Source organism: Curtobacterium sp. 9128 (assembly GCF_900086645.1).
Lineage (GTDB): Bacteria > Actinomycetota > Actinomycetes > Actinomycetales > Microbacteriaceae > Curtobacterium.
In genome coordinates this window covers 47430-73802 of sequence record NZ_LT576451.1, presented here as the reverse complement: position 1 = coordinate 73802, position 26373 = coordinate 47430, and the positions used below count along the sequence as shown (strand labels likewise).

Sequence of the window (26373 nt, the reverse complement as noted above, 5' to 3'; positions counted from 1 at the left end):
CGTCGTCCCGTCGGGGCGGCGCGTTCGTTCGTGTGGGGCGGCGTGTGTTGCACTCTCAGGGGGTGAGTGCCAGAATCGGGCTTGGCACTCGGTCGTACTGAGTGCCAGAAGACCCCCACGACGTCCGGGAGGGACGAGAAACTCACATGGCTAAGATCATTGCTTTCGACGAGGAGGCCCGCCGTGGCCTCGAGCGCGGCCTGAACCAGCTGGCCGACGCCGTGAAGGTGACGCTCGGCCCGCGCGGCCGCAACGTCGTCCTCGAGAAGAAGTGGGGCGCCCCCACGATCACGAACGACGGTGTCTCCATCGCCAAGGAGATCGAGCTCGACGACCCGTACGAGAAGATCGGTGCGGAGCTCGTCAAGGAGGTCGCCAAGAAGACCGACGACGTCGCCGGTGACGGTACGACCACCGCGACCGTGCTCGCCCAGGCCCTCGTCCGCGAAGGCCTTCGCAACGTCGCCGCCGGTGCGGACCCCGTCTCGCTGAAGCGCGGCATCGAGAAGGCCGTCGCGGCCGTCTCGGACCAGCTGCTCGCGAACGCCAAGGACATCGAGACCAAGGACCAGATCGCCGCCACCGCGTCGATCTCCGCCGCGGACCCGACGATCGGCGCGCTCATCGCCGAGGCCATCGACAAGGTCGGCAAGGAAGGCGTCGTCACCGTCGAGGAGTCGAACACCTTCGGCACCGAGCTCGAGCTCACCGAGGGCATGCGCTTCGACAAGGGCTACCTGTCGCAGTACTTCGTCACCGACCCCGAGCGTCAGGAAGCCGTCTTCGAGGACGCCTACATCCTGATCGTCAACTCGAAGATCTCGAACATCAAGGACCTCCTGCCGGTCGTCGACAAGGTGATCCAGGCGGGCAAGCAGCTCCTGATCATCGCCGAGGACGTCGACGGCGAAGCGCTCGCGACCCTCGTCGTGAACAAGATCCGCGGCATCTTCAAGTCCGTCGCCGTCAAGGCCCCGGGCTTCGGCGACCGTCGCAAGGCCATGCTGCAGGACATCGCGATCCTCACCGGCGGCCAGGTCATCTCGGAAGAGGTCGGCCTCAAGCTCGAGAACGCCACGCTCGACCTGCTCGGCAAGGCCCGCAAGGTCATCATCACCAAGGACGAGACCACCATCGTCGAGGGTGCTGGCGACGAGGAGCAGATCGCCGGCCGCGTTCGTCAGATCCGCTCCGAGATCGAGGCGACCGACTCCGACTACGACCGCGAGAAGCTCCAGGAGCGCCTCGCGAAGCTCGCTGGTGGCGTGGCCGTCATCAAGGCGGGTGCCGCGACCGAGGTCGAGCTCAAGGAGCGCAAGCACCGCATCGAGGACGCCGTCCGCAACGCGAAGGCAGCCGTCGAAGAGGGCATCGTCGCCGGTGGTGGCGTCGCCCTCATCCAGGCCGGTGCCGTGGCGCTCGAGTCCCTCGCGCTCGAGGGTGACGAGGCGACCGGTGCGAACATCGTCCGCGTGGCGATCGACGCGCCGCTCAAGCAGATCGCGCTCAACGCCGGCATGGAGCCGGGCGTCGTCGCTGCTCGCGTCCGCGAGCTCGAGTCGGGCTGGGGCCTCAACGCCGCGACCGGTGAGTACGTCGACCTGATCGCCGCCGGCATCATCGACCCGGCCAAGGTGACCCGCTCGGCGCTGCAGAACGCCGCGTCGATCGCCGGGCTGTTCCTCACGACCGAGGCCGTCGTCGCCGACAAGCCGGAGCGCACCCCTGCTGCTCCCGCCGGCGACCCGACGGGTGGCATGGACTTCTAGTCCGTCGTTCCGAAGGCCCCCGCACGCTGCGCGTGCGGGGGCCTTCCGCGTGCGGGGGCGCTTCCGCGTGCGGGGGCGCTTCCGCGTGCGCGGGCGCTTCCGCGTGCGCGGGCGTGGGCGCGGGGTCGGGTGCACGCGGCCGGGCGCTCGTCGACCGGTCGCAACACCCCGCTCACTTCCGCCGAGTGGTCACAAGTTGTCGGGTGGCGAGGCTTCAGGCGACGGACTGTGACCAGTGGGCAGCACTTTGACGGGGTGTCGTGACCAGTGGTGAGCGCCCGCCCGCGAGCTGAGCCCCACACAGGAGGCTCCAATCCCGTTGCTCTCCACCGTTTCGTCCGGCGCTGAGCGGCTTCCGGGCATGTCGACGCACGATCAGGGATGCCGCACCCACGACCGCTGCCCGATTTCCTCCTGCACCGCGCCTTCCGCGTCTCCGACGCTGCCGCCCACGGCGTGAACGCCGAACGGCTCCGTCGCTCGGACCTGTCGAAGCCCGTCCACGGGGTCAGGGCCGCCGTGGACAGTCACGGGTTCGAGTCGTTCGTCACTGCCCTGTCCCTCGTGATGCGGCCCGATCAGTTCTTCAGCCACACGACGGCCGCGCGACTCTGGGGTGCTCCCCTGCCGAAGGCGGTGCAGGATGATCCGGCCGTCCATGTGTCGACGGTCTCGGACGCTCCACGAATGCGCCGCCCGAATGTCCGGGGCCACCGTCTCTCTGCCTCCGGTGTGACGGAGTCGGGCGGACGACGGCTCGCCACGCCGGCTGATTCCTGGGCACAGTGCGCCTCGCTCCTCGGCACCCGTGCACTCGTCGCCGTCGGGGACCACTTCGTGGGGCGGAGCCACTTCGAGACGACGATGGCGGACCTGGCCGACGCGATCATCCCGGGTTCGCGGTCCTCGATCGCAGCGCGGACCGCGGTCGGCCTCGTGCGGGTCGGCGCGGAATCGGCGATGGAGACTTGGTTCCGGCTGGCGATCGTCGACGCCGGGTTCCCGGAGCCGGAGCTGAACGTCGAGGTGCGAGACGCGAACCGGCAGTTGCTCGGCCGCGTGGACATGGCCTGGCCCGAGTTGCGCATCGCGTTCGAGTACGACGGCGATCATCATCGCGCGCGCGACGTCTTTCAGCACGACCAGCGGCGCGACAACGGGTTCGTCGTCAACGGCTGGATCGCCGTGCACGCCACATCAGCCGACGCGCATCGTCCCGCCGTCGTGTTCGAGCGTCTCCGCCAGGCGTTCGAGCAGCGACTGGGCAGAGATCGTCGGTCCGCCGCATGAGACCGAGCACGCCGCACCATTCGCGGCGCCTCGAGTGGTCACGACTCCCCGTTGGCTCACCTCCGACCGGTCGCAGAACGTCGGGCGAGAACCCGCCGAACGACGACTTGCGGCCACTCGGCGGAGCTGAGCGGGGTGTTGTGACCGGTCGGGGGGCGCCGGGCGGCGGGGCCCCGCGGGCGCGGGACGGCGGGCGGCGGGCCCGCGGGCGCGGGACAGCGGGCGCGGGACAGCGGGCGGCGGGTCCCCGCGCGCGGGACAGCGGGCGGGTGTGCGGAGCCCTGCGGGCGGCGGGCGCCGGCTCAGGACAGGGTGGGGGCGGCGGGGGACTCCGGGGCGGGCGGGGTGTAGTCGCGGGGGAGCAGCGGGAGCCAGATGCGGAAGGTGGCACCGCCGCCCTCGGTGTCGATGACCTCCACCGAACCCTGGTGTGCGGCCACGATCCCGGACACGATCGCGAGGCCGAGCCCCGAGCCGCCGGTGTCCCGCGCGCGGGAGGTGTCCGCACGCCAGAAGCGCTGGAAGATCTTGTCGCGGAGCTGCGGCGGGATGCCCTCGCCGTGGTCGATGACGTCGATGTGCGCCATGCCGCGGTCGTCGTCCACGCCGATGCCGATCTCGATCGGGTCGTCGTGCTCGGTGAACCGCATGGCGTTGCCCATCAGGTTCGTCACGACCTGCCGGATCTTGTTCTCCTCCGCCAGGACGATCGGCGGGCGCTTCGGCATCACGACGGTGGGCAGCGGCGTCGTCTCGTCCGTGGGCGGTGCGTCCAGGTTCATCGCGCGGTTCCGGCGGGCACGCAGCCGGGCGAGGGTCTGACGGGAGAACGCGATCGGACCGGTGGTGTTGGCGGACGGCGACGCCGGAGCGGAGTCCGACGTCGGGGAGACCGCGGCCGGTCCGAACGCCGACGGTGCACGCACGGCCTGCGGCACGTCCTCGACGAGTACCTGGATCTCGCGGTCGGGGTTCGACGCCATGGTGTCGAGCGCCGAGTCGCGGGCGATCGCCACGAGGTCCACGGGGCCGAGCTCGAGCGGCTTCGACTCGTCGATGCGTGCGAGCTGGAGGAGGTCCTGCACGAGGAGCCCCATGCGCTGGGCTTCCTTCTCGATGCGGCCCATCGCCTGGGCGACGTCCTCTTCCTTGCGGAGCGCCCCCATCCGGTACAGCTCGGCGTACCCGCGGAGCGACACCAGGGGCGTGCGGAGTTCGTGCGACGCATCGCCGACGAACCGGCGCATCTGGTCGATGGTGCGCTGACGGTCCTCGAACGCGCTGTCGATCCGCTCGAGCATCGCGTTCAACGAGCGGTTGAGTCGGCCGACCTCGGTGTTCGGGGTGTCGTCCTCGAGGCGCTGGTTGAAGTCACCGGCGGCGAACCGGGCGGCGGTGTCCTCGACGTCGCGCAGCGGGTCGAAGGTGGCGGTCACGAGGAGCCGGGTGAGCATCGCGCCGAGCAGGATCACCGAGATGCCGAAGCCCAGGAAGATGACCGTGAACCGGGCGATGGTCTGGTCGGTGTCCGCGCTGGAGACGGCGACGAGGACGTAACCGGTCTCGGTGGCGCCGGTCGACAGGTTCTGCAGGTTCGCCGGGATGACCTGCGCGCGCCACTCGTGGTTGTGCTGCTTGTCGTAGAGGCTGAACGGGGCGTTCGCCTTCGTGGCCGCAGAGAAGTTCACCGACGAGATGTCCGGCTGCGACGTGGACTGCGTGTCGCAGATCTGCTTGCCGTCCCCGTCGTAGGCGGCGACGTACGAGCTCTTCTCGAGCACCATGGTGAGCTTGCAGTACTGCTCACCGTCGCTGATGTTCTGCCCCTCGAGTTGCGACGTCGTCGTCGTCACCTGGTTGTCCAGACGAGACACCAGGTAGGTCGACAGCACGGTCATGGTGCCGAGACCGGCGACGAGCAGCCCGAGCGCGACCAGGAGCACCGTGATCCCGGTGATCTTGGTGCGCAGGGAGATGCCGTCCCACCAGCGGTTCATTCTGGAGTGCATGCTGCCTCAACGGTAGACGGCGCCCGTCCGGCGAAACCGGACGAGCGCCGTGAAGAACGCGACGAACGCGAACGCCTCAGGATGCCTTGGACGCCTTCAGCATGTAACCGAACCCACGCTTCGTCTGGATGATCGGCTCGGTCGAGTACTGGTCGAGCTTCCGGCGCAGGTACGAGATGTAGGACTCGACGATGCCGGCGTCCCCGTTGAAGTCGTACTCCCACACGTGGTCGAGGATCTGCGCCTTCGACAGCACGCGGTTGGGGTTCAGCATGAGGTAGCGGAGCAGCTTGAACTCGGTGGGGGAGAGCTCGATCTGCGCGTCGCCGATGGTGACCTCGTGCGTGTCCTGGTCCATCGTGAGCTCGCCGGCGCGGATGATCGCGTCTTCCTCGTCGTTCATCGTGCGACGGAGGATCGCCTTGATGCGGGCGACGATCTCGTCGAGCGAGAACGGCTTCGTGACGTAGTCGTCGCCGCCGACGGTGAGGCCGGTGATCTTGTCCTCGGTGTCGTCCTTCGCCGTGAGGAACAGGATCGGCGAGGTGTACCCGGAGGAACGGAGGCGCTTGGTGACGCCGAACCCGTTCATGTCGGGGAGCATGACGTCGAGGATGATCAGGTCCGGCTCTTCCTCGAGCACGGCGGAGATCGCCTGCGCGCCATTCCCGACCGCACGCACGGCGAACCCGGCGAAGCGGAGCGAGGTCGTGAGGAGATCGCGGATGTTCGGCTCGTCGTCGACGATCAGGATCTTGGGGCCATCGGTCATGACCCCATCCTCTGACCGTTGGCTAAACGTTTCCTGAGAGCGAAGCAGACGTCACCTGGTCGGCGTCGAGGATCGTGTACGAGTACCCCTGCTCCGCGAGGAACCGCTGCCGGTTCTGCGCGAAGTCCTGGTCCACCGTGTCCCGTGTCACGAGCGTGTAGAACGATGCCGGCAGGCCGTCCTTGTTCGGCCGCAGGAGTCGCCCGAGCCGCTGCGCCTCTTCCTGCCGCGACCCGAACGATCCGGAGATCTGGATGGCCACCGTGGCGTCCGGCAGGTCCACCGAGAAGTTCGCCACCTTCGACACGACGAGCACGTCGATCGAGCCCTCGCGGAACGCCTGGAACAGGCGCTCCCGCTCGTCGATGGGCGTCGCGCCGGTGATCTCGGCGGCATCGAGTGACGCGGCCAAGGAGTCCAGCTGGTCGATGTACTGCCCGATCACCAGGATCTGCTCGCCGCGGTGCCGCTCGATGAGCGAGCGCACCACCGGGGTCTTCGCCGGGGTCGTCGCCGCGAGCCGGTATCGCTCGTCGTCGCCGGACGCCGCGTACTCCAGCCGGTCCTCGTGCGGCAGGTCGATCCGTACTTCGAAACACGAAGCGGGCGAGATGTAGCCCTGGGCCTCGATCTCCTTCCACGGTGCGTCGTACCGCTTCGGGCCGATGAGGGAGAACACGTCGCCTTCGCGGCCGTCCTCGCGCACCAGGGTGGCGGTGAGGCCCAGGCGTCGTCGGGCCTGCAGGTCGGCGGTCAGCTTGAAGACCGGCGCCGGCAGCAGGTGCACCTCGTCGTAGACCACGAGGCCCCAGTCGAGCGCGTCGAGGAGTGACAGGTGCGTGTACTCGCCCTTCCGGCGGGCGGTGAGGATCTGGTACGTCGCGATCGTGACCGGCCGGATCTCCTTGACGCTGCCGGAGTACTCGCCGATCTCGTCCTCGGTCAGGCTCGTCCGGCGCAGCAGCTCGGAGCGCCACTGTCGGGCGGACACGGTGTTCGTCACGAGGATGAGCGTCGTGGCCTTGACGGTCGCCATCGCCCCGGCGCCGACGAGCGTCTTGCCGGCACCACATGGCAGCACGACGACACCGGACCCCTGCGCGAAGAAGCTGCCCACGGCGTCTTCCTGGTACGGGCGGAGACTCCACGAGGAGGTGTCGAGGTCGATGGCGTGGGGCTGCCCCGGCGTGTACCCGGCGAGGTCCTCCGCCGGCCAGCCGATCTTCACGAGCTCCTGCTTGACCTGCCCGCGGGCCCATTGCTGCAGCTCGATGGCGGTGTCCGAGCGCTTGTCGCCGAGCAGCGGCTTGATGCGCTTCGAGCGGACCACCTCGGCGAGGACCGACGGATCGGTCGCCGTGAGCAGGAGGGTCGGCTGCCGCTCGAGTTCTTCGCCGGGGGAGTTCGCGATGACCGGCGCGTCCGCGGGGTCCTCACGCCGGATCACGAGGCGTCCGTACCGGGAGACGGTGTCGCGGATGTCCACGGTGACGCTCTGCGGCACCGGGAACTTCGCGAAGCGCTCGAGCGTGTCGATCATGGACTCGGCGTCGTGCCCGGCGGCGCGCGCGTTCCACAGGCCGAGGCGCGTGATGCGGTAGGTGTGCACGTGTTCCGGCGCGCGCTCGAGCTCGGCGAAGACGGCGAGCTCGTGGCGCGCGTCCTCGGCGTCGGGGTGCGCGACCTCGAGCAGTACCGTGCGGTCGCTCTGGACGATCAGCGGTCCGTTCATGACCTTCTAGCCTAGCCGAGCACGCCTGGGTCAGGCTTCGCTGTCGACGGACACGACGAGCGACAGCGGCAGGGTGCGTTCGACGTCCGCCGCGATGTCCTTGCCGCGGATGCGTCCGGCGGCCACGGAGGTCGGCACGATCGAGAACGGGCGCTCGCTCCCGTCCGGCATTCGGACGACCACGCGGATCGGCGTGCGACCGCGGACGGCGAGGTCGATCTGCCGCCCCAGCCACTCCTGCTCCGGTTCGGCGTCGCCCCGCTGGGTCGTCAGCCGGAGCCGCTCGACGACCCCTCTGGCCGCGGCTTCCGGGGACCGGCCGACGGCCCGGCGCCGGCCTGGAGGCTCGTGGCGCGTCTCGGGGCGGGCGCCGGGTTGCAGCACGGCCGGGTAGCGCTGGTCCTCCAGCGCTGCGTGCACCACGTGGGCCGGGTAGCGGGAGACGAGCGTGGTCAGGTCCGGGCGCTCCCACGCCAGCTGGCGCAGCTCGGCGTCCACACCGATGAGGTCGAGCTGGTCGGCGGTCCCGCGGACGACGGTGCCGACGCCGCCGCTCTGCCGGTCGACGACGATGCTGCCGTCCCGGGCGGCGACCTGGTCGACGAGGTACGACAGCGGCTGCGGGACCCCGGTCAGACCGATGCGTCCGAAGAGGTCGACGACCTGTTGCCGGGAGCTACCCGACCGGAGTGCTCGGCGGAGCGAGTCCTCGGAGACGCGGTACCGCGCCGCGAGTCCCGGCGCCTCGAGGTCGGCGACGGTGCGGAGTTCGGCGTCGTCCGCCGGCGCGAGCGGCCCCGGCGCGATGACCGTCAGGTCGTGCTGGAGGTAGACCCCCTCGACCGTGGCGGGCAGGTCGGCCTCTGCTGCACGCTCGGCCGCTGCCCGGTCGTCGCCGAGCAGGACGCGCCCGGTGTCCGTCACGACGCCGTCGACCGTCACGCCCAGCGCCGCGGCCGTGCCGCCGACGTCGAGCAGGACGGCGTCCAGCCACCGCGCGCCGGCCGGGTATGCCCAGCGGCCGAGGGAGACGAGGTCGCGCCAGTCGCCGTCCGCCACCGCGATGACCTCGCCCACGGCGGGGTCGAGCCACTCGTGCCAGCGCGCGACGAGCCCGGCCCAACGGCCCGCCCACGGGGTCGTCAACCACTCGAGGCCGTCGTCGGTCAGGGACCAGGCGCCGTCGGCGGTGCTGGTGAAGCGGATGCGTTCGAGCAGGTCGAGCCGTCCGGGGACGACGTCCGGGTCGGCGCCGGAACGCTCGGCGAGGGCACGCGCGAGTGGTGAGCCGATGCCGCCCTTGACGAGTTCACGGACACCGCCGTCGTCGACCGCGCGGAGGAGTTCCGCGAGCATCGTCATCGTCGCGAACGCGTGCTCCGCGCCGGTGGTGCGCGCGGTGGTGGACCCGGCCGTCTCCGCGGCGGAGGCTGCGGGGCGGGCCGGCACCGGGCCTCCCGTCAGACCCACGAGGTCGGGGTGGGCGGCCACGCGTGCCGCGACCGCGTCGTCGACCCTGCCGTCCTCGGCTGCCAGGGCGAGTGCGATCGCCGGGGCCAGGTCGGGCCCTGCGGCGCCGTCGCGGAGTGCGACGAGGGTGCGTCGGGGGAGCCGTTCGATCGCGGCGTCGACCGCGGCGTCCGCGCGGAACGCCTCGGCGAGGTCGAAGAAGTCCGCGACGCTCTGCGGGCCGGTCTCGCCGAGGACCGCGGTCGGGAGCTCGCGCGCGACGATGAGCCGCTCGAGGTCGTCGTCCGGCATCGCCCGCAACCGGGCGGCCAGGTCGGCGGTGGTCGTCATCGTCCTCTGCCGGCGTCCGGAGCGGACGTCAGCGGGATTCCCGGTTCGCTCGGGCCTTGCGGGTCCACGTGACGCCCAGCAGGACGAAGATCAGCACGAGCGCGATCGGCGGTCCGACGTAGAGGATGCCGAGCACGACGGGCCAGACGCCCGTGCCGGGGATGGTGCCGAGTGTCAGCCAGCCGATGATCATGGCGGCGAAGCACAGGATCGTGAAGACGATGATGCCGCCCACCATGAACGCGAGGGCGCGTTCGGTACGATTGAACGTCGCCGGGGGTTCAGCGGAGTTCCGCGTGTCCCCGGGGGATCGGGTCGGCTTGGCCATCGACCCAGGATATCCGCACCACGGCCGCAGACCTATCGAGGAGTCCACGCATGCCCACCGGCAAGGTCAAGTTCTACGACGACCAGAAGGGGTTCGGGTTCATCACCGGCGACGATGGCGACCAGGTCTTCCTGCACGCCTCCTCGCTCCCGGACGGCGTGACCACCGTGAAGAACGGCACACGGCTCGAGTACGGCGTCGTGCAGGGCAAGCGCGGCTCGCAGGCGCTCTCCGTGCACCTGCTGGACCCGCAGCCGTCGCTGGCGAAGATGTCGCGCCGCTCGGCGGACGACATGGCCGTCATCGTGGAGGACCTCGTGAAGGAACTCGACCGGATCAGCGGAGACCTCCGCCACGGTCGCTACCCGAAGAACGGCACACGCCTCGCCGCGATCCTGCGGCACGTCGCAGACCAATTGGACGCATGACCATGACCGACCAGACCGAGCCCCACGAGCTGCCAGCTCCACCCGAGCTGCCAGCGCCCCAGGAGGTCCCCGAGCTCCGCGCGCTCGCCCGCACGGCCCTCCTCGAGGTGACCGCCGAGTCGACTATCGGCGGCGCTGCCGGGACCACGGACGAGGGTGACGGCGTCGTCTCGTACCTGTTCGCCAACCGGATGCCCGGGTACCCGGGTTGGCGCTGGACCGTCAGCATCGCCCAGGTCGAGGGCGACGAACCGACCGTGCTCGAGGTCGAGCTGATGCCCGGCGACGGGTCGCTCGTCGCGCCGGACTGGGTGCCGTGGTCCGAGCGGCTCGCCGAGTACCGCGCGGCGCAGGACGGCCACGACGAGGAGTCCGACGAGTCCGACGACGAGGACGACTCGGATGAAGAGTCCGACGACTACGACGAGTCGGACGACGACGACGAGTCGGACGACGACGAGTCGGACGACGACGACGACGACTTCGACGACGACGAGGACGACCTCGCCGAGTCGGACGACGACGAGATCGACGGCGTGGACGTCGACGAACTCGACGACACACCTCCGTCCCGCTGAGACGCCCCCACAACGACGAAACGCCGCCGGATCCGGCGGCGTTTCGTGTGTTCGGGGGTGTCTCGGCGTCGAGGCGTCAGCCCTTCAGTGCGCCGACCACGTGGGTGATCGCACCGACGAGCTTCTGCACGTCGTCGGGGTCGATCGCCGTGAAGGTCGCGACGCGGAGCTGGTTCCGCCCGAGCTTCCGGTACGGCTCGGTGTCGACGATGCCGTTCGCTCGCAGGGTCGCGGCGACCGCCTTCGCGTCGATGGAGTCGTCGAGGTCGATCGTGGCGACGACCTGCGACCGGTGGTCAGGGTTCGTCACGAACGGCGTCGCGAAGTCGACCGACTCCGCCCAGTCGTAGAGGATCGACGACGACGTCTTCGTGCGGGTGTCCGCCCACCCGAGCCCGCCGGACTCGTTGATCCACCTGATCTGGTCGTCGAGGAGCAGCAGGGTCGAGATCGCCGGGGTGTTCAGCGTCTGGTTCAGGCGGGAGTTGTCCACGGCGTTCTTCAGGGACAGGAACTCCGGGATGTACCGGCCGGACGCGGCGATCCGCTCGACGCGCTCGATCGCGGCGGGGGAGAACAGCGCGAGCCACAGCCCGCCGTCCGACGCGAAGTTCTTCTGCGGCGCGAAGTAGTAGACGTCCGTGGCGCTGACGTCGAACGCCGCACCGCCGGCGGCGCTCGTGGCGTCGACGACGGTCAGGGCACCGGGGTCGCCGGCGGCGCGGACCACGGGCGCCATGACACCCGTCGAGGTCTCGTTGTGCGGGTACGCGTAGACGTCGACGCCCTCGACGATCTCGAGCGTGGCGAGCGAGCCACCAGGAGCCTCGACGACGTGCGGCGCATCGAGCCACGGTGCACCGGCGGCCTTGGCGAACTTCGAGCCGAACTCACCGAACGACAGGTTCTCGGCGCGCTGCTCGATCAGTCCGAACGCGGCGGCGTCCCAGAACGCGGTCGATCCGCCGTTGCCGAGGACGACCTCGTAGCCCTCGGGCAGGTCGAACAGGTCGGCCAGGCCCTGGCGGACGGAGCCGACGAGGTCCTTGACGGGCTTCTGGCGGTGGGACGTGCCGAGGATCGTCGCCCCACGGGTCACGAGGGACTCGAGCTGCGCTCCGCGGATCTTGGACGGGCCGCATCCGAAGCGGCCGTCGGTGGGGAGGAATTCGGCGGGGATGACGATGTCTGCCATGGACCGATCCTACCGAGCTGGTATCCCATCGGAATTCTTTACTCGTGCAAGTGTTGGTCATTCCATGTCGGCCCGAGCAAGTAGGGTGGGCTGCGCTGGGCCCAGTACAGGAGAGGCGGACCGTGACCGATCTCGTCGACACCACGGAGATGTACCTCCGGACGATCCTCGACCTCGAAGAAGAGGGGATCGTCCCGCTGCGTGCGCGCATCTCCGAACGCCTCGGGCACTCCGGGCCGACCGTCTCGCAGACGATCGCGCGGATGGAACGTGACGGCCTCGTCGTGGTCTCCGGTGACCGGCACCTCGAACTCACCGACGAGGGGCGCTCCCGTGCGACCCACGTCATGCGCAAGCACCGCCTGGCGGAGCGTCTGCTCTCCGACGTCATCGGACTCGACTGGGCGTTCGTCCACGACGAGGCCTGCCGCTGGGAGCACGTCATGAGCGAGCAGGTGGAGGTCCGCCTGCTCGAGATGCTCGGCAACCCGACCGAGTCGCCCTACGGCAACCCGATCCCCGGCCTCGCCGAGATCGGCGGCCCTGATGCCGGCGGCTTCCTCGACGGCGTCCGCAACATCGTCGCCGCGACCGAGGGCACCGATGCCGTCGCGACCGGTGTGATCCGCCGTCTGGGCGAGCCCGTCCAGTTCGAGCCGGAACTCCTGCACCAGCTGCGCTCGGCCGGCGTGATGCCGGGCCGACTCGCGAGTGTGCAGCGAGCAGGGGCCTACGTCGCGGTGCGGGTCGACGGCGAAGACGCCGGGATCGAGCTCCCGGCAGAGGTCGCGCAGCACGTCTACATCGACGCCGCGTAGCACCTCGGGGTACACGGCCGGGGGACGCCGACGAACGGCTGCCCCGCGAATTGGGGCGCACGAAAAACACGGCACTGATCAGGGCTTCTTTACCGTTCTGTTACAAAGCGGCGTTTTCGTCTCGACAAGGTAACGGTGCACCCGTACACTCGACGAGTCCCCGGGCTGACAGCGACCCGGGAACCCGTGGCAGGACGTCTCGAACCCGTCTCCTGCCTCGATCGGAAACGATGACGAACGGATGGGGTTGCGCACGCACGACGGCCAGCACGGACCACGGCCGGTCGGGCGGGTGATGACGAGACGCCGGAGACCCCCCACCTTGACGCAGACCGGTTCCGCCGCGGACGTGACGCCCGCGAACCCGACGAACTCGACTGACGACGCAGTTGCCCCGCTCACCCGGCGGGCCGCTCGCGAAGCCGAGGCCAAGACCTCCCGACGCTCCAGCCCGACGCGTGCGATGCGCGCGACCGGCACCCACGCGCCGAAGCCCGTCGCGACCCGCACGGCCGCCCCGAGCGACAAGCCGTCCTCGAGCTCGCGCAAGCGCAAGTTCATGGCCCCGATCGTGCTGACGGTCGCCGCCGGCATGTTCGGCACGATGGCCGTCCCCGCCGCCTTCGCCACGACGCAGCAGTCCGGTGCCTCCGACACCGCGACCGCCCAGCAGGCGATCCGCACGACCCAGAGCCAGCAGCTGTCCGTCTCCGACGCCGCCGCGCTCGCCGACACCACCCGCGACGGCTACTCGGCGACGTCGTCCGCGACCCTCGCGTCCCAGAAGCACGCGGCCGAGGTCGCCGCCGCCCGCGCCGCGACCGCGAAGCAGTACGCGTCGTACACCGGCCCGACCGCGCAGGACTACCTCGCGAAGTCCAGCACCGCCGCCACGACGACGACGACCGCACCGGCCGCGAACACCCCGTTCTCGCTGCCGGCCGTCGTCGCCACCGCGAAGCAGTACATCGGCACCCCGTACGTCTTCGGCGGCGCGGACCCGTCCGGCTTCGACTGCTCGGGCTACGTCATGTTCGTGTACGCCCAGTACGGCATCAACCTCGCGCACTCCGTGCCGCTGCAGGACCAGGCCGGCACCACGATCCCCGAGTCCGAGGCGCAGCCCGGCGACGTCGTCATCTTCAACAACGAGGCGCACGACGGCTTCTACATGGGGAACGGCATGATCATGGACGCCCCGAAGCCCGGTGGCTCGGTGTCGATCCGTCCGATCTGGACGAGCGACTACCACATCGTCCGGATGGGTGTCTGACCCGCCCGCGTGGCCTGACGCGAACCTGAACAACCGGAGAACCGGCCCAGCACTCCTCGTGCTGGGCCGGTTTCTGGGTTAACCTGGCGACATCGGCCCGACACGGCCCGAACAGGAGACCCCATGTCATCGTCACGCACGACCCGCACCATGGGTCGGCGCGCGCACGTCGACATACGGTCGACCACGACCTGCGTGCAACTGCACGCCCCAGCGTGATGGAGAGCACTGCCCTGCGGGGTGGTGCTCTTCTTCGTTCCGGGACCGGGTTCGCGGTCACCCGTTCGTCGTCGTCCGGTCCGGTGCCCCGCACCGCCTGGAAGCCGTCCAGGCACGTCGGAAGGGAACCCATGCGCACTCTCGTCCTCAACGCCGGTTACGAGCCCCTCGCGGTCATCTCGTTCCGCCGGGCCCTCGTGCTGGTCATGAACCAGAAGGCCGCCATCGTCGCCGCCGACGTCGAACACCCCGTCACCGGGTCGACGTCGAGCTTCGACCGTCCGTCCGTCATCATCCTCACCAGGTACGTGCGCATCCCGCACTCGAGACTCGTGCCCGTGTCCCGGCGCGGTGTGCTCCGCCGGGACGCCAACCGGTGCGCGTACTGCGACCGGCACGCGACCACGATCGACCACGTGCAGCCGAAGTCGCGCGGGGGCGAGGACTCGTGGGAGAACCTCGTCGCGTGCTGCCTGGCCTGCAACAACGCGAAGGGCGACCGCACCCCGCGGGAGATGGGCTGGCACCTGCGGTTCCGACCGAAGGCGCCGCACGGTTCGAGCTGGGTCGTGCGCGGCGTCGAGCGCCCGCAGGCAGAGTGGGACGAGTTCCTGATCGCCGCGTAGCGGCGGGACCACCGGACTGGAGGCTCGTGGCGGCGCCGCCACGAGCCTCCAGTCCGTCGTGTGGTCACGGTAGACCGCGCGACCGGACGGCGCCGGCCCGCCGGCCCCGCCGAGCGCTAGCGTCGGGCACATGGATGCGCACGAGATCCGAACCGCGTTCCTCCGGCACCTGGAGGCGAGCGGGCACGTCGCGATCCGTCCAGCGCCGCTGGTCCCCGCCGACACCAGCACGCTGTTCACCGGCAGCGGGATGCAGGCGCTGCTGCCGTACCTGCTCGGCGAACCGCACCCGGACGGCGTGCGACTGACCGACAGCCAGCCGTGCGTCCGCGCGCAGGACATCGAGGACGTCGGCGACAACCGGCACACGACGTTCTTCGAGATGCTCGGGAACTGGAGCCTCGGCGACTACTTCAAGGAACACCAGATCCGTCAGTTCTTCACGTTCCTGGTGGACGTCGTCGGACTCGACCCGGCACGCCTGTCGGTCAGCTGCTTCATCGGCGACGCGTCCCGCGGGATCCCCCGTGACGACGAGGCCGCGAGCATCTGGCAGGCGGTGTTCGCCGAGCGCGGCATCGACGCCGAGGTCGTGGCGATCGGCGGCCAAGCGGACGGTGATGCACGTGGGGTGCGGCCGGGGGAGCACGTCTTCTTCTACGACGGCGGGGAGAACTGGTGGTCGCGCGGTGGGTCGCTCGAAGCCACGCCCATCGGTGACCCGTGCGGGCCGGACAGCGAGGTGTTCTACGACTTCGGTCCCGAGTACCACGACCCGTCGTTCGGCAGGGCGCACCCGGCGAGCGACAGCGGGCAGTTCATGGAGATCGGCAACCAGGTCTTCATGCAGTACCGGCGCCTCGCGGACGGCTCGTTCGAACCGCTCGCCCGTCGGAACGTCGACTTCGGGGGAGGGTTGGAACGGATCGCGGCCGCGGCGATCCACTCGTCCGACGTCTTCCGGATCAGCCTGCTCTGGCCGATCGTCGAGAAGCTCCAGGAGCTGACCGGCAAGCGGTACGAGGACGAGACGACGGCGATGCGGATCGTGGTCGACCACCTCCGCGGGGCGACGTTCCTGGCCGTGGACGGCGTGCGCCCGTCGAACAAGGAGCAGGGGTACGTCATGCGGCGGCTGGTCCGTCGGGCGATCCGGTTCGCGCTCGCGCTCGGGCTGCACGAGGACTTCCTCGGCGAGGTCGTGCCGGTGATCGCGGACCTGTACGCCGACGATTACCCGTCGGTCCAGGAGCGGCGCTCCGAGGTGATCGACGTCCTGCAGAAGGAGGAACGCGCGTTCCGCCGGACCCTCGCCGCGGGCATCGCCGCCGTCGGGGCGTTCCAGGGGCGGACCATGACCGGCCGGGACGTGTTCCTGCTGTCGGACACGAACGGCTTCCCGAAGGAGCTCAGCGTCGAGGAGGCCGCACGGGTCGGGGTCGACGTCGACCCCGGGTGGGAAGCGGACTTCGAGGCGGCGCTCGAGGCACAGCGGGCTCGATCGCGTGCGGCGACGCGACTCGGGGCGGCCGGGCTGCCCGGGGGGAGCGCACCAGGCTCGTAGGCGTCAGGCTCGTGGCGTTCAGTCTCGGCGGATCATGTCGATGCCCGCTGCCGCGTACTGCCGGAGCGTGGCGTCCGGCAGGAACGCGCGGACGAGCGCCGGCCCGATGCGGGCGAGGTCGCCCTCGTCGCGGTAGAGCAGGTGGATCGGCTCGTAGCGCGGGTTGAACTTCTGCTTGAAGCGGTGCAGCGACGTGAACCCGTAGACCGGCTCCAGCACGCCGGCGAGCTGGCCGAGCAGCCGGGCGATCTGCCCTTCGTCGTCGCCGACCTCGTGCGCGAGCGGTGCGCCGGAGAGCGACATGATCTGCGCGCCCTCCTCCGCGAAGGTCCGGGCGGAGGAACCGATGAGGAACTCCATCACGGGGCCGAACCCGCCGTCGCGCCGACGCATCAGGTCGAGCGTCCACCCGCGGTGTTCGCCGCCGGGTCCGTACACGGGCAGCCAGCTGAGGAAGCCCTCGACGTCGCCCACAGCGGACACGGCCAGGGCCAGGCGTACCTCGGGGTCCTCGGTCTCGCGCAGGGTCCCGAGCGTGAACCGCATCTCCGGGAGGTCCTTGTCGCCGACCCACGACTCCGAGATCGCCCGGAGCTGCTGGCGGACGCCCCACGTCTCCTCCGCAAGCGACGTCATCCGGAACGTCACCTGCTCACGGTCCGCCCGGTTCAGCGCGGTACGGACGTGTGACCACGGCTTGCCGGTGAACGCGAGCCCGGGCAGGTCCACGATCGTGTCGTCCGCGATGACGAGGCTGCGCCACGAGGGCGGGACGGCGTCGCGCGTGCGGGTGCCGGCGCTGAAGAAGCACGGCACGAGGGCGTCCCGTTCGGCCGCCGCGACGAACTCCGCGACGCTCCCCGGGATGCCGCCCTCCGGGCCGAGCGGATCAGCCAGGACGATCGCGACCCCGAGGTGCTTCTGGAACGGGACCACGCCGGTCGTCGTGCGGAGGTACTCCATGCCGTCCCACGTCGCCATCCAGGACAGGGTGCCGCCGCCGTCGGCCCTGATGGTCTCGCGGACCTCGTCGAGCGTCGGGGGATCCGCCGCACGACGTCCCTTCACGGCACCGAGCGCCCGTCGCCGTCGGGACCGGAAGGCGCTGCGCGTCGCCACGAGGTACACCAGGAACGCGAGCCAGAGCACCGACGTCGCCACGACGTGGTGCGCGTCGTCGCCGTCGAGCTGCACGCCGGGGTCGACCGCGAGCACCAGCACGAGCAGGGCCGACGTGACGATGTTGAGCAGCGCGACGAGGACGGTCAGGACCCAGGCCCACCGGCGTCCCAGACGCAGGCCGTTCGTGACGAACCCGATCACGACCACGTCGACGAGCACGTCGATCCACGGTCCGTCGAGCGCCTGTGTGCGGCCGAACGGACCGTCCGTCGGGACGAGCAGCGAGATGACCTGCACGGCCCCGAGTGCGAGGCTGATCGCGAACGCCAGGAGCCGCCGGTCGCGGAGGGTCGCCCGTTCGATCCGGAACGACCGCGTCACGGCGAGGGCGAACAGCACCGCCACCGCGTGCTCGACGTCCGCGAGGGACCCGAGGAACAGGACGCTGATCGCCGCGTACCCGAACACCACCACCCAGAGTCGCTGCCTCCACGGCGATGGGAGCAGGGCGCAGCACGCCGCGATGCACGCGACGGCGCCGCCGGACGGCCCGACGTCGAGTACGCCGGCGAGCCGATCGGCCCACGGCCATGCCGACAGCGACGCGACCGCCAGGAACGCGCAGGTGACGAGTACGGCAACGAGCTGCCCGACGCCGAACGACAGCAGTGCGACACGCGTCCCACGGCGCCACTCCAGCAGTCCCATCCCGGCGAAGGCCAGGAGGGTCGGGATGTACGCGACGGGACTGACGACGAAGAACGTCCCGGCGACCGGCGTCCACCACCGTCCGTCCTGGAGTGCGGGGAGCCCGTACGCGACGTCCTGCCACCAGGTCTGAGCCGGGGTCGCGGACCAGAGTCCCTGTCCGACGATCCCGACGACGAGGAGCACGCCGACCACGGCGAGCGTGCCCGGGATCCTCGTCAGGACCGCGGCAGCTCGGGGCCGCTGTCGGCTCGCGTGCTCGACCGTCGTCACGGCCGCGCCCCTGGGGTCAGCGCCCCTGGTGTCAGTGCCTCTGGTGTCAGCTCCGCGATCAGCGTCCGGACGCGGTCGCGGATCTCGTCGCGGATCGGGCGGACGGCGTCGAGCGGAAGCCCGGCCGGGTCCGAGAGCTCCCAGTCCTCGTACCGCTTGCCCGGGAACACCGGGCACGCGTCGCCGCAGCCCATCGTGATCACGACGTCCGCCTGTCGGACGGCGTCCGTGGTGAGGATCCTCGGTACTTCGCCGAGGATGTCGACGCCGTCCTCCGCCATCGCGTCGACGGCGACCTGGTTGATGCGGTCGGCGGGCTCGGAACCGGCGGAGAAGACGTCGACGCGGTCGCCGGCGAGGTGCCGGAGGTACCCGGCGGCCATCTGGGAGCGGCCCGCGTTGTGGACACAGACGAAGAGCACTGCGGGCCTCGGCGTGGTCATCCGCCCATCCTGCACGGTTGTCGGAGGGGATGCGTAGCGTCGGGCCATGACCGAGATGCGGATCGACGCCGACACCATCACCGATCTCCGTGCGCGGCTGCGTGCGACGCGCTGGCCCGACGCACCCGGTGTCCCGGGGTGGTCGCTCGGCGTCGACGTCGCCGAACTGCGGGAGCTCGTCGAGTACTGGGCGGACGGGTTCGACTTCGACGCCCACCGTGCCGCCCTCGCGGCGCTTCCGAGCAGCACGGTCGAGATCGACGGGATCGGCATCAACGTCTTGCACGCCGGAGAGGGCGGCACGCCGCTGTTGCTCGCGCACGGCTGGCCGGACTCGACCTGGCGGTACCGGAAGGTCCTGCCGCTGCTGGTCGACGCGGGGTTCGACGTCGTCGTGCCGGACATGCCCGGGTACGGGTTCTCGGACGCGCCGCCGACGCCGATCGACGCGCGGGCGGTCGCGGGGCTCTGGGCGACGCTCATGACGGAGCTCGGGTACGACCGGTTCGCGGTCGCCGGTGGGGACATCGGCACGCACGTCGTCCGGTACCTGGCGCTCGATCACCCCAACCGCGTGGTCGCCGTGCACCGCATCGACGGCGGGCTGCCGTGGCCCGGCATCGACGTCTCGTCGTTGTCCGCGCCGGAACGCGAATTCGTCGAGTCGACGTTCCGGTGGCGGGACACCGAGGGGGCCTACGCCTCGATGCACCGGACGAAGCCGCAGACCGCGGCGGTCGGGTTGAACGACTCCCCGGCCGGGCTCGCCGCGTGGATCGTCGAGAAGCTCCGGTCGTGGAGCGACTGCGACGGTGACCTCTGGTCGGTGTACACGCGGGACGAGGTGCTCCAGCTCGTCACCGAGTACTGGGCGACGGGCACGATCGGCTCCGCCATGCGGATGTACCACGAGAACGCGGCGATCCCGCCAGAGCAGTCCGCCCGCCGGGTGGAGGCACCGTCCGGGTTCACCCTGTACCCGGGCGACCTCGTCCGTGCGCCGCGGGAGTGGCTCGAGCGGACGACGAACCTCGTGTACCTGTCGGAACCCGAGCGCGGCGGGCACTTCGCCCCGTTCGAGCAGCCGGAGTCGTACGCGGCCGAGCTCGTCGCGTTCCTCGAGCCGTTCCGGGACTGAGCGCGCTTCGGTCCCGCTAGAGTGGACGGGCCGGCCTCTGTAGCTCAATGGAAGAGCAGTTCCGTCCTAAGGAAAGGGTTGGGGGTTCGAGTCCCTCCAGGGGCACCAGACGTCACGCGTCGGCGCGTGGCTCCGATCCCTGCCGGACGGCGTCCCAAGCCTGGCCCGCGGCGTCGATCCGCGCCATGTGGCGTTCTGCCCAGTCCCGCAGGGCGGCGATCGGCTCGGTCAGCGACTCGCCGAGTTCCGTGAGCCGGTAGTGCACCTTCGGCGGCGACGTCGGCTCGACGCGCCGGTCGACCAGCGAGTCGCGTTCGAGGCTCCTGAGCGTCTGCGCGAGCATCTTCTGCGAGATCCCCGGCATCCGGCGCTTCAGTTCGGCGAAGCGGACCTCGCCCGGATGCTCGTCCCCGAGCACCTTCACCGCCATGGACGTCCACTTGCCGCCGAGCCGGTCCAGGAGCTGCCGTGTCGGGCAGGCCGGATCGAAGAGATCACCCCGGGACTGGTGCGAGTGATCGGTCACCAGCCGGTGACCAGGTTCCGTGAAAGTGCCGTCTTTCCCGCGCATGGGTGGTCTCCTACCATCAGCTGGTCACCAATCGTAACCACAACCTGGAGCGCCATGACCAGCAACCCATCGATCGTCGAGACCCGGATCGCGACGAACGGCACCCGACTCAACGTCGCGATCGCCGGCACGGGGTCCCCTGTGCTCCTGATGCACGGCTTCCCCCACACCTGGCGGGTCTGGAGCGACGTGATCCCGGTGCTGTCCCGATCGCACCGGGTCATCGCCCCCGACCTCCGCGGCCTGGGTGGAAGCGACCGTGAACGCGCGGGTTACGACGCTCGGAACCTCGCGGCCGACATGGCTGGGCTCCTCGATGCCGTGGACGCGTCCACTGCCGCTGTCGTCGCGATCGACGCTGGCGTACCACCGGCGTTCATGCTCGCGCTCGAACACCCGGACCGGGTGTCACGGCTCGTCCTGATGGAGTCGACCATCGGGCTGCTGCCCGGCGCCGAGGGGTTCTTCCAGAACGGTGCGCCGTGGTGGTTCGGGTTCCATGCCGTACCTGGCCTGGCCGAGACCGTCATCGAGGGCCGCGAAGCCGAGTACCTCGACTTCTTCCTCCGGTCCGGCACCGCGGATCGGTCGGGCGTGGCGACGACCATCCGCGACGCATTCGTCAGCGCGTACAGCGGGCGGGAGGCGCTCCGCTGCGGTTTCGAGTACTACCGCGCGATGCCTCGGAACGCCGAACAGATCGCCGAGGCGACCACTCGGTTGCGCTTGCGCGTTCCGACGCTCGCGGTCGGTGCGCAGGTCGTCGGCGACGTCACCGCTCGTCAGCTCGAGCCGATCACGGATCAGCTCGAGAGCGCCTCGATCGCGACCAGCGGTCACATCGTTCCCCTGGACAGGCCCCGTGAGCTGCTCGACCAACTCTCACCGTTCCTCAGCGACACGCTCCCTGCGAGCTGACGATGCGACCGCCAGCTCGCGAGCCCTGAGATCGATCTGCATGGCTCGCACCTCGTCTCGTCGCGACGAGCGAGTTGGCAATTCTCCGAGAACCCATGCCCTTGGAGTTGACGGCATCGGCAGAGCGGCGACGTGTCGTCGGAGAGTCTCGGGGGTGTGGTGTCGTCTGCCGAACGACATGTCCGACCGGCACGCAGCGTTCCTGAGACACGGAGATGGACTCAGTGGTCGGCGTCCCAGACGGGTCAGGTCGACGGCGGATCGGCTCGGCATCGTTTCGTCAGAAGGCGTCCGTATGGCATGCGTGAACTGCGAAGCTCCGCGGACCACCTATGTGAGACGGGGTACGACTCGCACCAGGGCGGTGTGAGTCGGCGTTGCCCATGGTCAGTCAAATGTCCACTGGAGGACCGTCTTGCGGACACCTAGGCGGAAGGCTTCCGCAGACAGGAGGGTAATCAAACGGCTGAAGGGCTCCTCACTTCACTTCTTCGCGCCGAAGACGTGCCAACAGGAAGTGTCACCAGTCGTCGTTACGCTCGGGTCGGAAGCTTCAGAGATGCCTTCACCGCAACCGCACCCCTGGGGGAAGTTAGAAGTGACTTGGAACAGCCTCGGCACGCTCAGTGCTCGCGAAGAGGCGGTGCTTGTGTGGTCGGCGATTTTGATCCTGTTCGTTCTCTCCAAACCGAGCTGGCGCGGAGCAGCCGTCCCCGCCGCTTTGGATGTCTTGCGCGCCATGCTTGTATGGCGGATCGTCGCGGTCTTCGGTCTCTTTCTTGTTTACATCGCCGGACTCGTCTGGCTGGGAAGCTGGATCTCCGCTTGGAACCCGTCGCTCACGAAAGACACGGTGCTCATCGTGGTAGGTGCGAGCCTGCCACTCCTCTCGAAGGGCATCGTCAGCATTGAGGACGGCGGAAAGCTCTTCAAGCACTTCATCCAGGAGACCGTCGGAGCGACCGCGGTAGTGGTGTATGTCGCCGGCCTCGCTTCATACGCGCTGTGGATCGAGCTTCTTCTCCTACCTGTGGCTGTCTTCGCGACAGCGCTCAACGCCTTCGCGAGTAGGAGAGAGGATGGGCGAGCGGCGTCGATGGTCTCCTCGTTCGTTCTAATCGTGCTCGGGATCGCCGCCATCGTTTGGTCAGTATCTAGCCTCCTTCGAGGGGCGTCAGGCCTCGAATTCGGGGCGGAGATGCGAAGCTTCACCCTTACCATTTGGCTTCCGCTGGGTACGCTGCCGTTCGTGTATGCGACGGGCTATCTCACTGCATACGGGCGAGTGCTCGCGCTCGTGCACGCAAGTAGCGGGATACGGGCAAGCTGGCAGGTGAGAATCGCGCTCCTGCTCGGGTTCAGGGGACGGCTTGGTGCGGTGAAAGGTTTCCACCCGTACACCAGCGGAGGGCGGGGCGACTCCTCCTTCCGCGAGGTGCTGCACGTAGCGATCGGTTCACCTCCCGCTCACCGTTGAGGGGGAGAGCACTAGTCGGTGTGCTCAGCGCTTGCCTGACCGGCGCCAGCGCCAGCGCCAGCGTCGGGCACTCACCGCGCTCCGCGAGACCGCCCCCGACTGTGCTGACTACATGCACTCCACTCGAGAGTCGTTCGGAAGTGGATCGGCTACCGGTCAGTTCCGCTTCGACGGACGCGACTGGCTGAGGCTGGCTTGGGGGAGTACAAGCCCGTCGCTTGTACCGTCAGGGCTGCTACTCCGCGAACCCTGTCCGTGGGTGCCCCGATCCCTGTTCCCGGGGCTGACCTCGTCTTGATTCAGCGTCGAACCCGACGGCGTCGTAGCGCGAGGGTGTCCGTCCCGGACCCGAACCAGTGATGGATGCCCTCGCATCTCCCTGCGTCCGTTTTTGGACACCGCTTCCGCTGGTGGCTGTTCAGGTTTCGCTGTCGTGGTCGGATTGTCCGCGGCGTGAACGGTTTCCTTCCTATGGTCATCCCGGCCGGACGATCCGGGTCTGACCGAGCCGCTGATGGCTCAGAGTTGAAGGGCACCGTGACCACGTTCATCGCTCCCGACACCGTGCTTCCCTCGACGGCCCACACCGCTCTGGTGCGTCGTGTCCGCCGCGCGTCGATGCGCAGCCCCTTCTCCGAGGTCCGCGAGCAGCCCCGTCAACGGACCCTCATGATGACCGCGACCGGCATCGTCTCGGCCCTCGTCGCCGCGTCCGCCGCGATCGTCCTCGGTCTCTCCGCGTGAGCGCCGCCCTTCCGCGTGCGTAGCCAGGAGCGCGTGCAGGAACGCGACCGTACCCTGCTCGCCCATCAGTGGCGCCAACGGTGCAGAGATCGCCTGCGTCCACCGCTCCACCGTCGCCGCCAGCAACGCCCGCTCGGTCGGGAACACCTCCCGCACCTCGGCCACGCTCATCCCTGCGCGCTCGGCGGCGTCGTCGAGGGTGAACCGCGTGATGCTGCCGCCGTGCAACGCCGAGATCGCCCCGTTGATCGCACGCGTGCGGGGTACCTCGTCCGCTTCGGCGGTCTGACTCGTCAACGGTGCGAGGGGATGCTTCCGGAACCACTCCAACAACCCCCGCGCCCGAGTCAGCCCGATCGCCGGGTCGAGCTGCTGACCGGGCGCGAACAGGTCACTGAAGCCCGGAACGTGCTCCATCAGCGGATCCAGCGGCTGGAACGCCATCGACCAGTCTGGGAACGACCGCTGCGCGACCGACTCATCTGCCAGGACGCGCACGTTCGTATGTCGGGGGTCACGGCGCACTTGCTCGAACCGTGCGGCGACGGTGGCGTCATCGCCCTCGAGGATCCCGAGGCAGTTGTCACCCTTGTGCGCCAGGATCCCGGTCACCCCGAGGGCGGTGTTCTTCTCCCGCCCCACCGCGAGGATCTGCGCGAGCTCGGTGTCCGTGATCGGACGGGTCTGGGTGCTGGTGTACACGATCGAACGCATCGGTGCTGACTTCCCTGATGAGCCGGGATACGTTGCCCCTTCGAGTGAACCGCCCTGTCTACTGCTCCACACCCCCCCCCACCAGCCGCGGACAGCACCGAGCCACAAGCTGTACCCGCTACGCGTCGCCGCGGGCCGCGCACTTCGGAGCGACGCCGCGAGCAGCCGGGGCGGCTGTCCAGAAACCGGCGTCGTCGTTCGCTGCTGGCAGCTGTTGCCATCCTCTCGCTGGCAGGCTCCGAACCCGATCTATGCGTCGCCGCGCCATGTGGTGACAGGAACGGAGCAGAGGTATGACTGAGATCACCGCCCACCACGGCCTCTTCAAGGACACGAACCTGCATATCGACGACACCGGCGGCTCCGGCCGCCCGGTCGTGTTGATCCACGGGTGGCCGCTCTCCGGAGCGTCCTGGAGCAAGCAGGTGCCCGTATTCGCCGATGGCGGCTATCGGGTCATCACCTACGACCGTCGCGGCTTTGGCCGCAGCGATAAGCCCAAGACCGGCTACGACTACGACCACCTCACCGAGGACCTCCACACCGTTCTCACTGAGCTCGACCTGCAGGATGTCACCCTTGTCGGGTTCTCGATGGGTGGCGGTGAGGTGGCCCGCTACTTCACCAAGTACGGCACCGAACGGCTCCACAGTGTCGTGTTCGCCTCCGCGGTCCCGCCGTACCTGCTGCAGACCGACGGCAACCCGGACGGGCCGCTGCCGAAGTCGCAGGCAGCCGAGATGACGGCTGGGCTGATGAAGGACGAGGACTCGTTCTACGACCAGTTCACCACCGACTTCTTCTCCGTCGACGGCGTCCTGGTGGTCTCCGAAGACGACCGGCAGGAAGCGCTCGCGTTGGCGAAGCAGGCATCGAAGACTGCCGCGCTCGAGGCTATGGCCTCGTTTGCGAATACGGACTTCCGCGACGACCTGCCCAAGGTGACCGTGCCGACGCTGATCATCCACGGCGACGGTGACGCGACCGTGCCCTACGAGGGCTCCGGCGCCCGCACCCACGAAGCCATCACCGGTTCGGAACTGCATGTCGTTAAGGGTGGTCCGCACGGCGTGAACGTCAGCCACCCGGATGAGTGGAACCGGGTCGTGCTGGAGTTCCTCGCGAAGTAGACGAGCCCCTCGTGAAGGGCCCCGCACTCGGTTTCGAGGGCGGGGCCCAATCACTGCCAGAAACGCGTTAGCGCAGGCTGCGACGCCTACTGTTCGTGCAAGAGCAGATTGCTCCGCATCTTGAACGTCAGGACACGCCATGCCGGATCGCTTGCGATGGGGCAACGACTACGCCGGCCACTGGAGCATCTTCCTCGGCGATCTCGCTGTGGCAGACATCACCCGACGGGCGCAGTACGACGTCGGCTCGAACTGCTGGCCCCTTGGCGGGTCGCACACTTCGTTCGAGGCTGCATCAGCACAGATCCACTCATGGATGCGCTGGTCGGATCCCGAGTGACAGCCTCAGACGGAATCTGTCAGAGCAGAACGCCAGAAGACCACGGACCTCATCAGCGCGTCCTTCGCCGGGCGAGGGCCGCTGGGAGTTCCGACCGCAGCTCGCCAGTGATCTGAAGATGACGCCGGTCGAGGATTCTCCGACGCATGACCCCGCACGGCATGGCCGCGACACCCACCCTCGGCCCGCAGGACTCGTTCTTCAGTCACGGCGGATCTCCGCCGAGGACGAGCTGACCTGTGACCCGTGGCGCTGCTTCGTCGAACACCAGCCGCTCGGGTTCATCCAGGAGGTTCACCATCCCGTCCACGGCGGCTCGGGGGACTTCTCCACTACGACCAACGCGTGATCATCGACCCACCTGAGCACGTCGACGAACTTCCCTCCTGGCAGC

Annotated in this window: 23 protein-coding genes and 1 tRNA gene; 14 read left to right on the top strand and 10 right to left on the bottom strand. The window is 69.3% G+C overall.

Going from position 1 to position 26373, the window contains the following annotated elements; translation table 11 throughout:
• The first annotated feature begins 146 nt into the window (after positions 1-146).
• Positions 147-1769: a chaperonin GroEL gene (gene groL, locus QK288_RS00345; RefSeq protein ID WP_281265851.1), complete on the top strand. Its 1623-nt coding sequence runs from the start codon at positions 147-149 to the stop codon at positions 1767-1769.
• Positions 1770-2150: 381 nt separating this feature from the next.
• Positions 2151-3059, top strand: coding sequence for a hypothetical protein (locus QK288_RS00340; RefSeq protein ID WP_281265850.1), 909 nt, complete (start codon positions 2151-2153; stop codon positions 3057-3059).
• A gap of 302 nt (positions 3060-3361) precedes the next feature.
• On the opposite strand, the gene QK288_RS00335 is transcribed toward QK288_RS00340, so the two are convergent.
• The 5 genes from QK288_RS00335 to QK288_RS00315 all read right to left on the bottom strand — a co-directional run bounded on the left by QK288_RS00335 (position 3362) and on the right by QK288_RS00315 (position 9700).
• A complete protein-coding gene (locus QK288_RS00335; protein ID WP_281265849.1) occupies positions 3362-5068 on the bottom strand; it encodes a HAMP domain-containing sensor histidine kinase in 1707 nt (568 codons plus the stop codon).
• A gap of 76 nt (positions 5069-5144) precedes the next feature.
• Positions 5145-5840 (bottom strand): response regulator transcription factor, encoded by a 696-nt coding sequence (locus QK288_RS00330; protein WP_056120555.1) that lies wholly within the window; start codon positions 5838-5840, stop codon positions 5145-5147.
• A 22-nt stretch (positions 5841-5862) separates the two neighbouring features.
• Entirely contained in the window at positions 5863-7572 is a 1710-nt protein-coding gene (locus QK288_RS00325; RefSeq protein ID WP_281265848.1) for a DNA repair helicase XPB, read from the bottom strand.
• 30 nt (positions 7573-7602) lie between these two features.
• Entirely contained in the window at positions 7603-9372 is a 1770-nt protein-coding gene (locus tag QK288_RS00320; RefSeq protein ID WP_281265847.1) for a helicase-associated domain-containing protein, read from the bottom strand.
• Between the two features lie 28 nt (positions 9373-9400).
• Entirely contained in the window at positions 9401-9700 is a 300-nt protein-coding gene (locus tag QK288_RS00315; protein ID WP_281265846.1) for a multidrug ABC transporter ATPase, read from the bottom strand.
• Between the two features lie 50 nt (positions 9701-9750).
• Between QK288_RS00315 and QK288_RS00310 the strand changes: the two genes are divergently transcribed.
• Entirely contained in the window at positions 9751-10128 is a 378-nt protein-coding gene (locus QK288_RS00310) for a cold shock domain-containing protein (protein WP_281265845.1), read from the top strand.
• Complete coding sequence (locus QK288_RS00305; RefSeq protein WP_281265844.1) at positions 10125-10706, top strand: DUF3027 domain-containing protein; 582 nt, start codon at positions 10125-10127, stop codon at positions 10704-10706. Before QK288_RS00310 ends, QK288_RS00305 begins: the two co-directional genes overlap by 4 nt.
• A gap of 76 nt (positions 10707-10782) precedes the next feature.
• Here the strand turns inward: QK288_RS00305 and serC are convergent, their stop codons facing one another.
• Positions 10783-11901, bottom strand: a complete 1119-nt coding sequence (gene serC, locus QK288_RS00300; protein ID WP_281265843.1) for a phosphoserine transaminase — start codon at positions 11899-11901, stop codon at positions 10783-10785.
• A gap of 122 nt (positions 11902-12023) precedes the next feature.
• Between serC and QK288_RS00295 the strand changes: the two genes are divergently transcribed.
• The 4 genes from QK288_RS00295 to QK288_RS00280 all read left to right on the top strand — a co-directional run bounded on the left by QK288_RS00295 (position 12024) and on the right by QK288_RS00280 (position 16401).
• Positions 12024-12719, top strand: coding sequence for a metal-dependent transcriptional regulator (locus QK288_RS00295; RefSeq protein WP_281265842.1), 696 nt, complete (start codon positions 12024-12026; stop codon positions 12717-12719).
• Positions 12720-13041: 322 nt separating this feature from the next.
• Entirely contained in the window at positions 13042-13992 is a 951-nt protein-coding gene (locus tag QK288_RS00290; RefSeq protein WP_281265841.1) for a C40 family peptidase, read from the top strand.
• A 350-nt stretch (positions 13993-14342) separates the two neighbouring features.
• Entirely contained in the window at positions 14343-14837 is a 495-nt protein-coding gene (locus QK288_RS00285; RefSeq protein ID WP_281265840.1) for an HNH endonuclease, read from the top strand.
• 130 nt (positions 14838-14967) lie between these two features.
• Positions 14968-16401, top strand: a complete 1434-nt coding sequence (locus QK288_RS00280) for an alanine--tRNA ligase-related protein (protein ID WP_281265839.1) — start codon at positions 14968-14970, stop codon at positions 16399-16401.
• Between the two features lie 18 nt (positions 16402-16419).
• Here QK288_RS00280 and QK288_RS00275 read toward each other — a convergent pair whose 3' ends face one another.
• Entirely contained in the window at positions 16420-18504 is a 2085-nt protein-coding gene (locus QK288_RS00275) for a DUF2156 domain-containing protein (protein ID WP_281265838.1), read from the bottom strand.
• Positions 18501-18947, bottom strand: a complete 447-nt coding sequence (locus tag QK288_RS00270) for an arsenate reductase ArsC (protein WP_281265837.1) — start codon at positions 18945-18947, stop codon at positions 18501-18503. Before QK288_RS00270 ends, QK288_RS00275 begins: the two co-directional genes overlap by 4 nt.
• A gap of 46 nt (positions 18948-18993) precedes the next feature.
• Between QK288_RS00270 and QK288_RS00265 the strand changes: the two genes are divergently transcribed.
• Together QK288_RS00265 and QK288_RS00260 are read left to right on the top strand one after the other, a co-directional pair.
• Positions 18994-20085, top strand: coding sequence for an epoxide hydrolase family protein (locus tag QK288_RS00265; RefSeq protein ID WP_281265836.1), 1092 nt, complete (start codon positions 18994-18996; stop codon positions 20083-20085).
• A gap of 33 nt (positions 20086-20118) precedes the next feature.
• Positions 20119-20193: transfer RNA gene (locus QK288_RS00260), tRNA-Arg, on the top strand.
• A 4-nt stretch (positions 20194-20197) separates the two neighbouring features.
• Here QK288_RS00260 and QK288_RS00255 read toward each other — a convergent pair.
• The gene (locus QK288_RS00255) at positions 20198-20656 is read right to left on the bottom strand and encodes a helix-turn-helix domain-containing protein (RefSeq protein WP_281265835.1); all 459 of its coding nucleotides are present in this window, start codon (positions 20654-20656) and stop codon (positions 20198-20200) included.
• Positions 20657-20710: 54 nt separating this feature from the next.
• On the opposite strand from QK288_RS00255, the gene QK288_RS00250 reads away from it, so the two are divergent.
• Positions 20711-21574: an alpha/beta hydrolase gene (locus QK288_RS00250; protein WP_281265834.1), complete on the top strand. Its 864-nt coding sequence runs from the start codon at positions 20711-20713 to the stop codon at positions 21572-21574.
• A 598-nt stretch (positions 21575-22172) separates the two neighbouring features.
• Positions 22173-23051 carry a hypothetical protein gene (locus QK288_RS00245; RefSeq protein ID WP_281265833.1) on the top strand — a complete coding sequence of 293 codons (879 nt, stop codon included), beginning with the start codon at positions 22173-22175 and terminating at the stop codon, positions 23049-23051.
• 519 nt (positions 23052-23570) lie between these two features.
• Here QK288_RS00245 and QK288_RS00240 read toward each other — a convergent pair.
• Entirely contained in the window at positions 23571-24509 is a 939-nt protein-coding gene (locus tag QK288_RS00240; protein ID WP_281265832.1) for a BLUF domain-containing protein, read from the bottom strand.
• Positions 24510-24802: 293 nt separating this feature from the next.
• Here QK288_RS00240 and QK288_RS00235 point away from each other — a divergent pair, with 293 nt between their 5' ends.
• Positions 24803-25639, top strand: coding sequence for an alpha/beta hydrolase (locus tag QK288_RS00235; protein ID WP_281265831.1), 837 nt, complete (start codon positions 24803-24805; stop codon positions 25637-25639).
• A gap of 139 nt (positions 25640-25778) precedes the next feature.
• Positions 25779-25979, top strand: a complete 201-nt coding sequence (locus QK288_RS00230; protein WP_281265830.1) for a hypothetical protein — start codon at positions 25779-25781, stop codon at positions 25977-25979.
• Positions 25980-26373: the final 394 nt, after the last annotated feature.

What these genes read in the sequence shown, in the direction of transcription:
- QK288_RS00325 (WP_281265848.1), bottom strand. Translation starts at nt 7,572, where the DNA reads ATGAACGGACCGCTGATCGTCCAGAGCGACCGCACGGTACTGCTCGAG.
- groL (WP_281265851.1), top strand. Translation starts at nt 147, where the DNA reads ATGGCTAAGATCATTGCTTTCGACGAGGAGGCCCGCCGTGGCCTCGAG.
- QK288_RS00285 (WP_281265840.1), top strand. Translation starts at nt 14,343, where the DNA reads ATGCGCACTCTCGTCCTCAACGCCGGTTACGAGCCCCTCGCGGTCATC.
- QK288_RS00320 (WP_281265847.1), bottom strand. Translation starts at nt 9,372, where the DNA reads ATGACGACCACCGCCGACCTGGCCGCCCGGTTGCGGGCGATGCCGGAC.
- QK288_RS00335 (WP_281265849.1), bottom strand. Translation starts at nt 5,068, where the DNA reads ATGCACTCCAGAATGAACCGCTGGTGGGACGGCATCTCCCTGCGCACC.
- QK288_RS00265 (WP_281265836.1), top strand. Translation starts at nt 18,994, where the DNA reads ATGACCGAGATGCGGATCGACGCCGACACCATCACCGATCTCCGTGCG.
- serC (WP_281265843.1), bottom strand. Translation starts at nt 11,901, where the DNA reads ATGGCAGACATCGTCATCCCCGCCGAATTCCTCCCCACCGACGGCCGC.
- QK288_RS00255 (WP_281265835.1), bottom strand. Translation starts at nt 20,656, where the DNA reads ATGCGCGGGAAAGACGGCACTTTCACGGAACCTGGTCACCGGCTGGTG.
- QK288_RS00280 (WP_281265839.1), top strand. Translation starts at nt 14,968, where the DNA reads ATGGATGCGCACGAGATCCGAACCGCGTTCCTCCGGCACCTGGAGGCG.
- QK288_RS00305 (WP_281265844.1), top strand. Translation starts at nt 10,125, where the DNA reads ATGACCATGACCGACCAGACCGAGCCCCACGAGCTGCCAGCTCCACCC.
- QK288_RS00310 (WP_281265845.1), top strand. Translation starts at nt 9,751, where the DNA reads ATGCCCACCGGCAAGGTCAAGTTCTACGACGACCAGAAGGGGTTCGGG.
- QK288_RS00330 (WP_056120555.1), bottom strand. Translation starts at nt 5,840, where the DNA reads ATGACCGATGGCCCCAAGATCCTGATCGTCGACGACGAGCCGAACATC.
- QK288_RS00235 (WP_281265831.1), top strand. Translation starts at nt 24,803, where the DNA reads ATGACTGAGATCACCGCCCACCACGGCCTCTTCAAGGACACGAACCTG.
- QK288_RS00340 (WP_281265850.1), top strand. Translation starts at nt 2,151, where the DNA reads ATGCCGCACCCACGACCGCTGCCCGATTTCCTCCTGCACCGCGCCTTC.
- QK288_RS00315 (WP_281265846.1), bottom strand. Translation starts at nt 9,700, where the DNA reads ATGGCCAAGCCGACCCGATCCCCCGGGGACACGCGGAACTCCGCTGAA.
- QK288_RS00230 (WP_281265830.1), top strand. Translation starts at nt 25,779, where the DNA reads ATGCCGGATCGCTTGCGATGGGGCAACGACTACGCCGGCCACTGGAGC.
- QK288_RS00240 (WP_281265832.1), bottom strand. Translation starts at nt 24,509, where the DNA reads ATGCGTTCGATCGTGTACACCAGCACCCAGACCCGTCCGATCACGGAC.
- QK288_RS00250 (WP_281265834.1), top strand. Translation starts at nt 20,711, where the DNA reads ATGACCAGCAACCCATCGATCGTCGAGACCCGGATCGCGACGAACGGC.
- QK288_RS00270 (WP_281265837.1), bottom strand. Translation starts at nt 18,947, where the DNA reads ATGACCACGCCGAGGCCCGCAGTGCTCTTCGTCTGTGTCCACAACGCG.